The following is a 13,444-nucleotide window of genomic DNA, read 5'->3' as shown; positions in this document are numbered from 1 at the left end:
AAATATTAGGGATGTTACATAGTTTGATAAAACAGCATTATAAGCCGATTTATTCTTTAATAAAATGTAGATAGGTTGTTTTTCCGCCATTTTCTTTACTTTCTTGTGCGGCTTCCATAAACGCTAATATGGCTAAGGTTTCGTTTTGGTTTACAGGAGAGACACCAGTTTTGAAAAACTGAATAATTTCTTTTAGTAAAGGTTTATAACCCAAATAAGGGCCTAGTTTTACAATTTCATTTTGGCAATAGGCAGTTCCACCGAAATCTGTTTTACCAGAACGCAAACCCCTAAAAGTTCCTATTCTGTTTTTATCCCAAGTACCAACTACTACTTCTGCACCTTCGTTAAAAAAGCGTGTTACAGATTGGCAATTGGGTCCCATAACAGCAAATAAAGTTTCTACCCCATGTATTCCATACCAAAATAAATCTGGATGGGTTTTTTCTATAGTAGCAGGACTATAAGTTTCTGCACCTAAAACTTCGCCGTATTTCCCTGATTTTACATCGGTAACCATAGTCATAAACCTTAAAGAAGATGATGAAAAAACCGGCACTTTATGTTTTGCTGCAGCTTTAAAAATAGCTTTAGCATCTGCCAAAGAAGCGGCCATTGGTTTGTCTATAAAAAATGGTTTTTTAGCTTTAATTATTTCTAAAGCTTGTTTTAGGTGTAATCTTCCGTCGTTAGTTTCCAATAAAACAACATCCACTTTTTTTAAAAGTTCAGCAATAGAATCTACAATCTGTACATTGTATTTCTTAATTTCTTCTGTTTGTATTGGAATTCTTTCTATACTTAACGCTAAGTCTTTACTGCCAAATGGGTAAGCAGCAACTACTTTATAACCTTCAAATTCATTTCTGGTGTCTTCAAAAAGCAGCTTTGTGAAAGCTAAACTATGGCTTGTATCTAATCCTATGATTCCAATTTTTTTACCATCTAAAAAATTACCCCAAGCCGTTAACGGTTTTAAGTATAAGCCTAAACCTGTTAAAATGGAGTATTTTATAAATTTTTTCCGATTTAAAGGAGCTGTCATATTTAGTACAGATTAAGGATTTTCAACTTCTACAGTTCTACCACTTCTGCCGTTGGTATTAAAAACTTTTAATTTGATGATTCCTTTTGATGGGATAGGAGAGGTGTAAGTTTTGCTATTCATATTTGGCTCGGTCCCGTTTATGGTGTATTTAATGGAGAAACCGGGCAATTGCAAATTCGCTAAAACTTTACCATTTTCTATTGTTGCACCTGCCGTTGGAATACGATAGTTAAATCCTCCAGCATAATGATCTAGGCGTTTTAATTCTCTTTGACCTAAAATATTTACAAATGCATTCCAATCTTTATGATAAGACTCATCTGCTTTTTCAGGGTTGTTTTCGGTAATCCAATTGGGTGTTTGTGCCCAAGTTCTCTCTGCAAAACCTAATAATTTAGGAAGCAACATATACTCTAATTGCTGCGGCCCTCTAATTTTTTCTGACCAAATTTGAGCTTGTAAACCTACAATATTTGAAATACCATAATCTGTTAAGCGTTCTTTATTTTTAAATATTAAGGTATCAATTGGGTTTCCTAATGGGTCTTCTTTTGCAGTTTTATAATGGTCAAATGGGTTATAATAAAAGGGTTTATCTACATCTAAGTAAGAACCCCAGTATAAACCGGGTTCGTCAGCATCTTTTTCGTAAGCTAAATCAAAATAGAAATTAGTTACAGGTGCTAAAATAACTTTGTAGCCTGCGTTTGCCAGCCGGTAAGCTAAATCTTCTTGTCCCCAACCCCAAACATTATTCCATACATAAGCATGAAAGTTTTGGATACTGAAATCTGGATTTGCAATATATAAAGGCTTTCCATCTAATTTAGTTTTTCGCATGGCCACTTCTTCCCAGCCAGATAAATAAAGATTTTTAGCTTTTAAAATTTCATTGGCTTTTGCTAAATATTTATACCATAAATCATCATAGTGTTTAATGTTTTCATTTAGCATAAATTGCTTAATGGCCGGAGATTTTTGCCAAACGCCTTGTGGAACTTCATCTCCACCTAAGTGGATGGTTTCTAAAGGAGCATCCGCATCTACATACATTTGTTTAATTTCATCAACTACTTTCTCTATAAATGTGTAGGTAGAAGGCAATGCAATATTCATCACATTATCATTAAAGTCTTGTACAGATGTATAAATAGACTGGTCAAGTGTGTCTGTCAATAAATAACGTTTTGCTTCTTCTGGCTTATTTAACTTCATAAAGCGACGATATCTTGCATCCATTGCTTTAATGGCAGCTCTGGCATGACCGGGTGTTTCAACTTCGGGAATAACCTTAATATGACGCGTTTTCGCATATTTTAAAATTTCAATAAAATCTGCTTTGCTGTAAAAACCTGTACCTGGGAAATTATTTTCGGCACCTGAGCCGTAAGAAGGATGAATTTGATCACTATCATCTAAAGTATGTCCTCTTTTGGCTCCTATTTCTGTTAATTCTGGCAATCCCGGGATTTCTAAACGCCAACCTTCATCGTCACTAAAATGGAAATGAAAAGTATTGATTTTATATAAAGCCAGCAGATCTAAAATTTTAAATATTTGTTGTTTGGTTTGGAAATTTCTAGCTACATCTAACATAAAAGAGCGATATCCAAATCTTGGTTCGTCGTTTACGTTGGCGCAAGGGATAGCTATAGACTTTTGTTTTTTTGCCCAACTATTTGCTGGCATCATCATTTTTAATGATTGTAAGCCATAAAATATACCTGCGGGAAAACTAGCAGAGATTACAATTTCATCTTTATTAACAATAATTTGGTAAGCTTCTGTTGCCAAGCCAGTTACCTTTTTGAGATGAATTACTGATTGGACAACTTTGTTATTTACGCTTAGTTTTTTTCCTAATAGTTGTAGTAGTTCAGCGTTAAATTCATTTGCTTCGTTAGTAAAACTGCTATCAAATTTTAAAACTGTTGCAGTAGTTAATTGAAATTGACCAGATGCAGGTTTATAGAAAACCGGTGTAGGTAAAATGGGCTGTAGTTGCTGGGCGGGTATTAATGAAATGTCTTTGTTTTTAGCATAAACCTTTGCTGGAGATAACTTTAAAACAGATTTTTCTTTATTTGGGAGATAGTTTTTGATGAAATTAGCAACAGGGAAACTTTGGTTTGATTTTTTATTAACCCAATACAAGCCCGATGGTGCATCTGTTAAATTCATAGATTTACCAAGAGCCAAATAAGTTACTTTTATAGAATCTTTTGGTGCAAGTAAACCCAAATTTTCTGCAAATTGAATACTACAAAACTCTCCGCCTAAATTATTAAATGTTGCATTTTTGCTTAAAACCTCCGTAACCTTACGGGGATAAGAAAAGTATAATTCTGAAGCCTGAATAGGAAAACTATTTTTACCTTCATTGATTATTACAAAATCTGCCATAAAAGAAGAGCTGCCTCCGTAGTTATTTTCTTTTAAGTTCCATTTAACTTTAATTTTATCTGTATTAAAAGTTTGTGCAATACCAGTTAAGGACTGTAAACACAATAAATAGATGATAAGTGACTTCATTTTGATGCGTTTAAGGTTGGTAAGACCATAAATTGGTTTTACGTTTAAAATACAAAATTCCTTTTTTATCCATAGTCAATAAAGCTGCGTCTTCGGCAATTAAAGTACAGGCTTTGGTAATTGGGTCAATTTTAAAAAGCTGATTATTATCTGTGCCGTAAACTTGACCGTTGGGGTGAAGAACTAAAAAAGCACTTCGCCATACATGGCTTTTAAAAGGTGGATAATCATAAAGTTTATTGGTTGATAACACTTTTTGTTGCATAGCGTCAAATATAAATAAAACACCATCTGCAATACCCCAAACATTACCATCTGGTCCTTTAATTAAACTAGTAATAGCTGTGGCACCTGGTACGGGGGTAATTTCGAAAGTTTTTTTAGCGTTGGCTAAATTCCAACCAAATAAAACAGCTTCTTTTTGAGATGGTTTTATGCCTAAGCCGCCCGAAATGGTTGTGCCTGCAATAACAGTTTCGTTACTTTGAACTAAACTTGCAATAGCTTGGTCTTTAATTGGTTGATAAGTTTGTGTTTGGTTTTTAGCTATGTCATAAGTTACTAATGCTCCACCTAACTTCCCGTACTCGGGTATCATTCCAAAAACCATCATTTGTTTTGAAGTACTTAAAACTGCAAATGATCTACTTTGTTCTTCAATTTGCGCAATTTTTTTAGGGTTATATTGCTTAATATCCCAAGGCTTATGGGTGTTGTAAACATAAAATCTCCCTTTCGGATAAATTCCGAAGTAGATGCTATCGCCTTGCACAGCCATACCTTCAGTTTGGTCTAAACCAACATGTTTTTCGTTAATTCCAGTTTGTGGGTTAAAAGTAGCATGTCCGCCGGCTAAATATCCACCCGTCCAAATTTTACCGTCTGGTGCGGCCATAATTGCATTAATTGGTATAGGCTGACCCGGAATTTCTAATTGTGCAACACTTGTGTTTTTTGTTTTAGGATTGTATTGCACTAACTCACCAGCAGAATTTAGCAAGTAAAGATTTTTATCTTTCCCCCATGAAAAGGCATTTGCACTTCCAGTTTTTTCGGCTATTATTTTTTTTAGAGCTATTGATTTAGATGGATTAAATTGCATCAAATTAGATTGCCCGGTATAGAAAACTTGTTTTGATTTGGGGTTGGCAATAATTGCCTTCATATCCATACCTTCAACCTCTTGCTCAAATTTTTTGGTTTTAAGGTTATAAATTAAAGTTAAACTACCAGATGTAAGAAGCGCAAAAAGGCGGTCGTTACCATTTTTACCTGGCACAATTTCTAAGCTGTAAACAAACTCTTTTTCTTGAAAATTTTTAGGTAAAAGCGCCTGCTTTGTTCCTGTTTTTGGGTTAATTTCTATTAAATGAGCATGAGAACCTACGCCTGCGTAAAGTAAGCCTGTTTTTTGATGAAAAGCTAAACTACGTACATAGTTTTCTCCTTCAACTAAAGGTCCTTTTCCAACATCAGAAAAACCATCTTTTGGGTGATATCTAAAAACCCTGCAACCCGGATAAGTGGCTCCAAAAACTTCGCCATCTTTACCAGCCGTTAAGTTCCACAAATAGGTTTCACCTGTTAAGGCTATCCCTAAATCTTCAATTTCTTGCGTACCCGGGATGTGTTTAAATAAGCTTCCACTTGCTCCGGGAATATACAAAGCGCCATCGCTGGCCTGCGCCATATCCCAAACGCCATCTGCATCGCCCAAAGGTTTATCTAACTTTAATGCCTTGGTTTTTACATCATAACCCAATAAATGAGCTGGTTCTCCTCTTACCACGGTATAAATCATTTCTGTACCATCAGTTGTGGTTACAAAAATACTTCCTTGTATCATAGAAGCGGTTAATTGTGGCCCATGATTGGTAAATTTTCCCTGCTCTTGTTGACCATGAGTAGCTGATAACATAAATGTAATGAGCACTAAAAGCATTAAAGTTTTTTTCAATTTCATCTGATTAAATTTTATCGTTCGCTAAAAAAGTGCGTACAAAATTATCGTCGTTTAAGTGCGGATAAGCGTTGTATATTCTACTAATTTCTTCATATTGCCCTTCCGAAAGTTTCTCTTCTGGGTTTAAACACCAAGTTCCGTTTAGCAAACCTTGTCGCCTTAAAATTTCGTGAATACCCGGAATACAGCCATGAAAATGGTTTGCTGGGTCAAACATAGCCGCGTTTACGTCTGTAATTTCTACGCCCTTGCTCAATAATTCTTTTGAAGATTGGGCACTAGCATTTTTTCTGTACAATTTAATTTCTTCTAAAAGAGAAACCGCTTGATGAGTCCAAACGGCCCAATGCCCTAAAAGACCGCCAATAAATTGCTTTTCTACTTTTTTACCATTTACATCGAAACTGTATGTGGTCATTAAATCGGCAACAATATTGTCATCATTACCTGTGTACATGGCAATTTGGTTACAACGGGAACTATTACAAACAGCTCGCATTACATCTAATGTTTGGTAACGGTTAAATGATGCACATTTAATAGCCATTACATTATCTATTTCGGCAAATTTTAGCCAAAAATCATAGCTAAAAATTCTACCACCTACAGATGGCTGTAGGTAAAAACCGAAAACAGGGATTATTGCAGCTACTTCTTTAACTCGGTCTAATATTTCGTCTTCGGTATAATTTTGCAAACCGCCCATGCTTAGTAAACCCATATCGTAACCGTATTTAACGGCTAATTTGGCTTCTTCTTTTGCTTGTATAGTTGGGCCACAAATTCCAGCTATTTTTATAAAAGGGCGTTTTAGTTGTGCATTTTCAACTTCCTCTGCAGCCCATTTTAAAACTGTTTCAAATAAGTTAATTGCAGGTTCTCTAATTTCAAACTGCGTAGAATGCACACCTACTGCTACACCTCCGGCCCCGCTAGCTATGTAGTATCTGGTTAACTGTCTTTGTTTTTCCTCGTTAATAGTTCTATCAGCATTTAATGCTAATGGATGTGCAGGAAAAACCGTTCCTTCTTGTAAATGTGTAAGTAATGATTGATTTAAAGTTTTCATTAAAATTTCCCTCCTCTTTCCTGAAAATGTGTTGCTTTTCCAAACTCTTCGCCACCTTGTAATAACCAAGTTGCTGTAATATCAATAATTTCTCTGACTGTAACTTTTGGGTAACCAAATAATTTGTGACAAGCCGAAGCATTGTTTAATAAAGCGGTACCTGCACTTTCGTAAATAAATTTTGGTGTTTTGTTAAAAATGATTGCAAATTGTTCTGCAATCCATTTAATAGACAAAATTTCTGGGCCAGTTACGTTTAAGATTTTTGCAGGGGCTTCGCAATGCAATAAAGAACGAAGCGCTATTTCATTAGCATCGCCTTGCCAAATTACATTTACATTTTCGGTACGTAAATCTATTTCTTTTTCGTTCAAAACAGATTTTGCAATCTCCATCATTACTCCGTAGCGAAAATCAACAGCGTAATTTAAACGGTAAATTAAAGTTGGTGTATGGTTTTTTTGAGCAAAGTATTCAAAAACTCTTTCTCTGCCTAAACAAGATTGTGCGTATTCGCCAATTGGTTCTGGTGTGGTTTCTTCAGATACGCCGCCAGAAGTTACTTGTACAAATGGCAATACATTGCCAGATGAAAATGCGACAATATTTGAATCTTTATATTTTTCTGCTACTCTACCTGGTAAATATGCATTCATAGCCCAGGTAAAACCTTCTTTTCCGGTGGTTCCAAATTTATTTCCGGCTAAATAAATGATGTTTTTAGCATAAGGCAAAGCTTGTAATTGTGCATCGTCTAATAAATCGCAGGCAATGGTTTCTAAACCATAAGCTTCTAACTCTGCTTTGGCTTTCTCATCAGAAAAACGAGAAACACCAATTACTCTTTTACTAATTCCTGCTGCTTTTATAGCATCAACAGCTAATTTACCCATACTTGGGCCCATTTTTCCGCCTATTCCTAAAAAGATGATATCTCCTTCTATTTTTTTTATATCTGCGATTAAAGCTGCAGAAGGTTTTGTTAATTCAAGCTCTAATTGATGTAAATCTTTCATTTATTATTTTCTATTTGATAAAAAGCTGATAAAAATTCCAAACCGCTAAAGCAGTTAATAATAACAAGCCTAAAGCTCCTGCTATTTTTGCTAAGCGGTTGTTTTGATATTTGCCCATAATTTGAGCATCGTTGGCAATTACGTACATGGTAAAGCCAATAAAAGGGACTAAAAAGATGGTTACACTTTGTGCAAAAATGATGAGTTCTAAAGGTAATTTTCCGAATATTATGGCAATTGCAGCTCCACAAACCATTACTAATGCAATAAATAAGCGCACTGCTTTATCACTTAAACGGTAACCAAAACCAAGCGCATCAGCCATTAAACTTCCACCTACTGTAGCGTTACCTACTAATGATGAAAAAGAAGCGCCAAATAAGCCTGCTAAAAATAAATCTGCGGCATAAGTACCAAAAAGTGGCTCTAAGGCTTTAGACATTTCCGATGCACTATTTACTTTTATTCCTTGTGGGTTTAAAACCGCAGCTGCACAAATAATTACTACGGCACTCATAAATCCTAAAATTAAAATACCCGTAAAACTTTTGTTTTTTGAAGCTTCTGTAGGATTTGATTTACTATTCTCTTGCACCAAGTAGGATTGATAAAAAGCACCCACAATAGAAAAGCAAGACGCAACAAATGCAATTAATAACGGGCCAGAACCTAAAGTAAAATTAGGTATGAAGCCATTTAATATACCGCTAAACGACGGTTTTACTAAGAACAATGTAGTAATAAATGAGATGAGCATTAACGCAACCAATGCAATCATCAATTTTTCTAGTGTTTTGTAAAAGCTTCTGAAAAACAGTAAGCTAATGCCCAAAGCGTTAAATATTAACACCCAAAGCCAAGGTTTTGTGCCAGATGCTTCTGCAATGGCAATACCTACACCTATAGAGTTGCCAGCCTGGAAAGAAGTTGCAACTAAAAACACCCCAATTCCAATAACAATTCCAACAGATTTACTCCATTTATTTCTGATTAAGTTAAGTAAACTTAACTGGCTACTTAAGCCTATTCTTGCGCCCATATTGGTGAAAATGAGCATAAAGAAAATAGCCACTACTACCACCCATAATGTGCTATAACCATACTCTGCACCTAAGCGAGAAGTAATGGTCATTTTACTAGGGCCAAAAACTAAAGCGGCAGTTATGATGCCTGGGCCTAAACCTATTAATGTTTTTATAAATTTATTTTGTGCTTTCTTTTCCATGGTTTAACGATTTGATTTTACCTGTTGTGGAGTAATAGCACTACTTTTATTGTTCCAGCTTTTTCTGATGTAAGTAAGAATGGCAGCCGTTTCTTGATCTTTTAAGAATGAGAATGAAGGCATTTGTTGACCGCTTTTACTGTTAATACCGTTTTGAACCATTTTAATTAATGTTGTGGTAGAACCCGTTACATTTTTAGAACCAGCCAAAGCAGGAAAGACGTCTTTTACACCTTGTCCATTAGTTTGATGACATGAGGCGCAGTAGCTATTGTAAAGTTGAGCGCCATCAATTGCAGCATTGCCTTTTTGAACTTTAACCGCTGTTAAGGGTTTATGTGTTGGCTTTTTTGCTGGGCTGATTTTTAAAATTTTATCATCGCCTGATAAAGGAAAACCGGGCTGCGGATTCCAATCATGGTTACTGGTGCTGATGTAAATGTTGCCTTCGGCGTCAGAACAAACATCTCTTAAGCGGCCGTAATGGTTTTCAAAAAATACTTCTTCTGCTTTTATTTGTGTACCATCATCGTTTAATGAAAGCACTCTAAAACTTTTTGCTTTTAGGGTGGTCAATAAAAGGCTGTTTTTCCATTCGGGAATTAAGCTGCTATTGTAATAACTAATGCCTGATGGTGCAATAACTGGTGTCCACGATTTTAAAGGTTCTTTTGTTTGATGAGCATCGGCGAAAGCCAATTCTTCTGGCTTGTTATGCATTCCCTCAATAAATGGCCAGCCGTAATTTCCCCCCTTTTCTATCAGATTCACTTCATCTTCTATGGCATCTCCATGTTCAGATGTATATACTTTACCTTTATCAGATACTGTTAAGCCTTGCATATTTCTAAATCCACGGGCCCATACGTAACTATTTGGGTAAGGATTATCTTTTGGTATGCTGCCATCTAAATTTAAGCGTAAAATTTTACCGTTTAAGCTAGATAATGATTGAGCATTATTGCCATTGTAAGCATCGCCTGTTGCCCACAAAAGTTTACCATTATTGGAGATTGCTAACCTAGAACCATTGTGAGCCCTGTAACCAACTGTTGTTAGTAATAATTTGGGTTGCGTTAGGGTGTCATTTGCAAAATAATACCTTACCAATTTGTTGTAAACGGTAGTGTCTTGCTTAACTGTATAATTTACAAACACATAAGGGTTTCTTTTAAAATCTGGATGAATGGCCAAACCTAATAAACCAGTTGTACGTAAACTCCAAACTTCTTTTATGGTTAAAACTTTAGTTTTTTGTCCGGTTGTAAGGTGCGCTCTTGATATACTGCCAGATTGTTCGGTAAACCACAAATATCCATCATCGGCATAAGCCAAATCCCATGGCACATTTAAGTCTTTAGCTAAAACCTCCACTTTTAAAAGACTTTTTGATAAAGCGATATTATCAATAATTGGGAGCGATGTATTTTCTGATTGCGATGAACAAGCAATACAAAAAGTGACCAAAACGATAAAGAGGTAGCCTAAAGATCTTGTCATTATTTCTTAGGTTTCTTTAGTTTAATAGGTTTTATAAAATCAGCATCCATTGTTTCTGGTAATTGATAAACGTTTCCTTTACTGTCAGAAAAATAAAGATGTGATAAAGAACGTTCTCTGCCATGTCCATCTGCCCAAAAAGCATAAAAACCTTTGTTTACGTTTACTGGGCGGCGGGCATAAGAATGATTGAAAGGGCTATTGCTTGTTATGGCTTTACTTTTCCAGGTTTTACCTTGATTATTGCTTTTCCATAATACCATTTCGCCACCTGTATTGTAAGGCTGAGGGCCTACGTTGGTTGGGCCAATAACTTGCCATGTTCCTTTATCATCAATATAAAGAGAACCCATGTCATAATTATTATCAGAATTTGCAAGAGGTAATATTTCCCAATTTTCGCCATCAAACCGGGCGGTATGCCATGTTCTTGGTCCTTTTTCTGGCCCTGCTTCGTAACCTTTGCTGGTTACGTATAATATTACGGGGTTTCCGTTTTGGTCATAAGCTAAATCGTTAATATAAACATTAAGGCCTAAAGCGGCATAATCTTTAACTAATGCACTATTTTTAATGTCTTTTAAAGGAATTTCTAAAGCATTCCCATTTGCTGATTGCCATGTTTTTCCAAAATCCTGTGTTTGTATGTAATATAAATTGGTTCGGTAATTTAAGCCGTTTTCGCCTTCTTTAATTGGATGATAATTGAAAGAAGTGCCTAATTTATTTTTGTATTGCCCACTGGTTTGGTAGTGTCCTTCTTCAATTGTAGCTAAATCATTCCAGGTAGAATAATTGATACCATCTTTACTGGTCATAAAGCTGATGGTTCTACGAGGCTTACTTGGTTGGTTTGGTATCACCTGCCTGTCGTAATGTGTAAAAAGATTAATAAATCCATTTTCTGGTTGATACCATGTTTGTACATAAGAGAAATTATTCATCGGTACTGTTTTACCATCTACGGTTTTTGTTGCCTTTATCTGCTCAAAAGCATCAATATCATAAGGTTTTAAGCTTTTATGAACATAAGATGGGCCGTTAGTGCCATGTGCGGTAGAAAAAATCCAGATGTAGCCATCTCTATCGATGTTCATAACTGGATTATCATGCGCATTATTGGTTTTTTTATCTAAAACGATGGTAGGTTTTGGTACTTTACCTGTTTTATGATCAAAGTAAGAAACTGCGTGGAGCAAAGTTTTACCTTCAACATCTGCACCGCCGTAGCAAAAAAAAGTTTTATTTACTTTGGCAACATATATAGAAAATGGATAGTGATTTGCCGGATAAGTAGCTAAACCGCCGCTATATTTGTAAACATACTCATCTTTAGAAGGTTCGTTGCTGTACCAAATCCCTCTGTAACCAGTATCTTTTATGTTTAAAGTTTTTACCTGTTGCGCTTTTAAAATTTGCACTACTAAAAAGCAAATTAAGAATAGAAATATGTGTTTTCTGTTCATGATGTTTTATTAAAATTTAGTCAAAAGCGTAGCTGATGTTCTTATTGAACAAGATTTAAACTCTTAAAAAAGGGCTAAAAATTGCAGCCCTTCATCTTTTAGAATGAAGGAGCTGCTCTTTTTAAACTAACCAATAGTTGTCTCTTTTTTAATTAATTATATACTGGATTTTGTTTGATTTTACTCGGGTTGATATCAATTTGAGATTGCGGAATTGGGAAAACAGCATGGTGTGCCAACATTCCGCTTGTGCCTAAAACAGCTAAAGCTCTATCAGTACGTACCAAATCAAACCAACGATGACCTTCAAAAGCCAATTCAACACGTCTTTCTTGTTCAATTGCTAATCTGAAGGCTCCTTGATCTGCAACTCTTAAAGCTAAATTAGAGTTATTACTCGTTTTAGCCCCTAATCCTGCTCGGGTTCTAATCTGATTTAGATATGTAAAAGCGGGACCATCAGCTACATAACCTTGCTCATTTAAGGCCTCGGCATACATTAATAATACATCAGCATATCTTAAAACAATCCAGTTGTTATCGCTGTCTAAATTTGCAGCAGGTGTTCCGCTGTATTTAACCACATAATTATGATTAACTGTATTACCAGCTAGTACATAACTTGTGCGCATAGATACTGCCTTTCTTGCATCATTTGCTTCATAAGCACTGTTCATATTTGCAGTGGGGATGTTTTGCCCCAATGGGTTACCTACAGAAACTACCGCAGTACCAGAACCTATTGGCGCAAACTGATTGGTAAACGGACTACCTTCACCAGTAGCTGCTCTTTTGAACTGAACTTCAAAAATAGACTCTCTGTTATTCTCATTTGCAATACCAAAAACACCTGCATAAGTAGGTAATAATTGATATTTATTGCTGGCAGTTTGGTCTATTACTTCTTTTAATTTTGTTGCTGCTAAGGTCCAATTCTTTTGTGTTAAATAAACTTTTCCCAATAAAGACATCGCTGCGCCTTTTGTTGCTCTACCAATATCAACACCTGTGTATTCAAAAGGTAAAGAAGCTTCTGCAGCTGTTAAATCTGCAATAATTTGAGCGTAAACGTTAGCGGTAGTTTCTCTTCCATAATCATAACCTTCTTGTGGGTTATTGATTACTTTAGTTACCAAAGGCACATCGCCAAAAATACGTACCAAATTAAAATACATTAAAGCTCTTAAAAATTTTGCTTCGCCAGTGTATCTTGCTTTTAAAGTCGCATCCATGTTTACCGCTTCTATTTTTTCTATCACGATGTTGGTAGCTTGGATAGCTTGGTAATGCCCTGCCCAAGTTGTGCTACTGATAGAGTTAGTAGGTAAATTGGTGAAATTATCAACTGCTTGTTGATCTGCGCCAGCATTAGGGTTGGTAATTTCTGTGTTATCAGAACGTAAATCTCCTATAATGTGCATAGAAGAATAATACAAACCGCCGTACTGTAGGCCTCCATAAGCTGCTGTAAGGGCATTTTTCATATCCTCAGCTGTTTTATAGAAATTGTTACCGTTTTGTTGAGATATTGGAGCAAGTTCTAAAAAATCTTTCTTGCAACTGCTAGCAGATAGTATAATAACTACGCCTGCAGCAAATAATGTTTTAATATTTCTCATATCAAT

9 protein-coding genes are annotated in these 13,444 nt (G+C 35.6%); all 9 read right to left on the bottom strand.

Annotated elements, in window-relative coordinates; translation table 11 throughout:
• Nucleotides 1-49: 49 nt before the first annotated feature.
• Nucleotides 50-1,045, bottom strand: a complete 996-nt coding sequence (locus ACFSSE_RS12805) for a Gfo/Idh/MocA family oxidoreductase (RefSeq protein ID WP_379047160.1) — start codon at nucleotides 1,043-1,045, stop codon at nucleotides 50-52.
• Nucleotides 1,046-1,057: 12 nt separating this feature from the next.
• Nucleotides 1,058-3,580 carry a family 20 glycosylhydrolase gene (locus ACFSSE_RS12800; RefSeq protein WP_379047157.1) on the bottom strand — a complete coding sequence of 841 codons (2,523 nt, stop codon included), beginning with the start codon at nucleotides 3,578-3,580 and terminating at the stop codon, nucleotides 1,058-1,060.
• 10 nt (nucleotides 3,581-3,590) lie between these two features.
• Nucleotides 3,591-5,543 (bottom strand): hypothetical protein, encoded by a 1,953-nt coding sequence (locus ACFSSE_RS12795; RefSeq protein WP_379047154.1) that lies wholly within the window; start codon nucleotides 5,541-5,543, stop codon nucleotides 3,591-3,593.
• Nucleotides 5,544-5,547: 4 nt separating this feature from the next.
• Nucleotides 5,548-6,612 carry a dihydrodipicolinate synthase family protein gene (locus ACFSSE_RS12790; protein WP_379047152.1) on the bottom strand — a complete coding sequence of 355 codons (1,065 nt, stop codon included), beginning with the start codon at nucleotides 6,610-6,612 and terminating at the stop codon, nucleotides 5,548-5,550.
• Nucleotides 6,612-7,628 (bottom strand): NAD-dependent epimerase/dehydratase family protein, encoded by a 1,017-nt coding sequence (locus tag ACFSSE_RS12785; RefSeq protein ID WP_379047149.1) that lies wholly within the window; start codon nucleotides 7,626-7,628, stop codon nucleotides 6,612-6,614. The genes ACFSSE_RS12790 and ACFSSE_RS12785 overlap by 1 nt, the downstream gene beginning before the upstream one ends.
• A gap of 10 nt (nucleotides 7,629-7,638) precedes the next feature.
• A complete protein-coding gene (locus ACFSSE_RS12780) occupies nucleotides 7,639-8,853 on the bottom strand; it encodes an Nramp family divalent metal transporter (RefSeq protein WP_379047146.1) in 1,215 nt (404 codons plus the stop codon).
• Between the two features lie 3 nt (nucleotides 8,854-8,856).
• Nucleotides 8,857-10,353, bottom strand: a complete 1,497-nt coding sequence (locus ACFSSE_RS12775; protein WP_379047143.1) for a PQQ-dependent sugar dehydrogenase — start codon at nucleotides 10,351-10,353, stop codon at nucleotides 8,857-8,859.
• Entirely contained in the window at nucleotides 10,353-11,819 is a 1,467-nt protein-coding gene (locus ACFSSE_RS12770) for a BNR-4 repeat-containing protein (RefSeq protein WP_379047140.1), read from the bottom strand. Before ACFSSE_RS12770 ends, ACFSSE_RS12775 begins: the two co-directional genes overlap by 1 nt.
• 152 nt (nucleotides 11,820-11,971) lie before the next feature.
• On the bottom strand, nucleotides 11,972-13,438 hold the full coding sequence (locus ACFSSE_RS12765; protein ID WP_379047137.1) for a RagB/SusD family nutrient uptake outer membrane protein: 1,467 nt from the start codon (nucleotides 13,436-13,438) through the stop codon (nucleotides 11,972-11,974).
• Nucleotides 13,439-13,444: the final 6 nt, after the last annotated feature.

Origin of the sequence: Pedobacter alpinus (assembly GCF_042684645.1) — a bacterium.
Classification (GTDB): Bacteria; Bacteroidota; Bacteroidia; order Sphingobacteriales; family Sphingobacteriaceae; genus Pseudopedobacter; species Pseudopedobacter alpinus.
The sequence above is the reverse complement of the archived record's forward strand: the minus strand, read 5'-3'. Positions and strand labels throughout refer to the sequence as shown.

Excerpts from the sequence above, each read along its gene's own strand:
- ACFSSE_RS12805 (WP_379047160.1), bottom strand. The coding sequence starts at position 1,045 with ATGACAGCTCCTTTAAATCGGAAAAAATTTATAAAATACTCCATTTTA.
- ACFSSE_RS12800 (WP_379047157.1), bottom strand. The coding sequence starts at position 3,580 with ATGAAGTCACTTATCATCTATTTATTGTGTTTACAGTCCTTAACTGGT.
- ACFSSE_RS12795 (WP_379047154.1), bottom strand. The coding sequence starts at position 5,543 with ATGAAATTGAAAAAAACTTTAATGCTTTTAGTGCTCATTACATTTATG.
- ACFSSE_RS12790 (WP_379047152.1), bottom strand. The coding sequence starts at position 6,612 with ATGAAAACTTTAAATCAATCATTACTTACACATTTACAAGAAGGAACG.
- ACFSSE_RS12785 (WP_379047149.1), bottom strand. The coding sequence starts at position 7,628 with ATGAAAGATTTACATCAATTAGAGCTTGAATTAACAAAACCTTCTGCA.
- ACFSSE_RS12780 (WP_379047146.1), bottom strand. The coding sequence starts at position 8,853 with ATGGAAAAGAAAGCACAAAATAAATTTATAAAAACATTAATAGGTTTA.
- ACFSSE_RS12775 (WP_379047143.1), bottom strand. The coding sequence starts at position 10,353 with ATGACAAGATCTTTAGGCTACCTCTTTATCGTTTTGGTCACTTTTTGT.
- ACFSSE_RS12770 (WP_379047140.1), bottom strand. The coding sequence starts at position 11,819 with ATGAACAGAAAACACATATTTCTATTCTTAATTTGCTTTTTAGTAGTG.
- ACFSSE_RS12765 (WP_379047137.1), bottom strand. The coding sequence starts at position 13,438 with ATGAGAAATATTAAAACATTATTTGCTGCAGGCGTAGTTATTATACTA.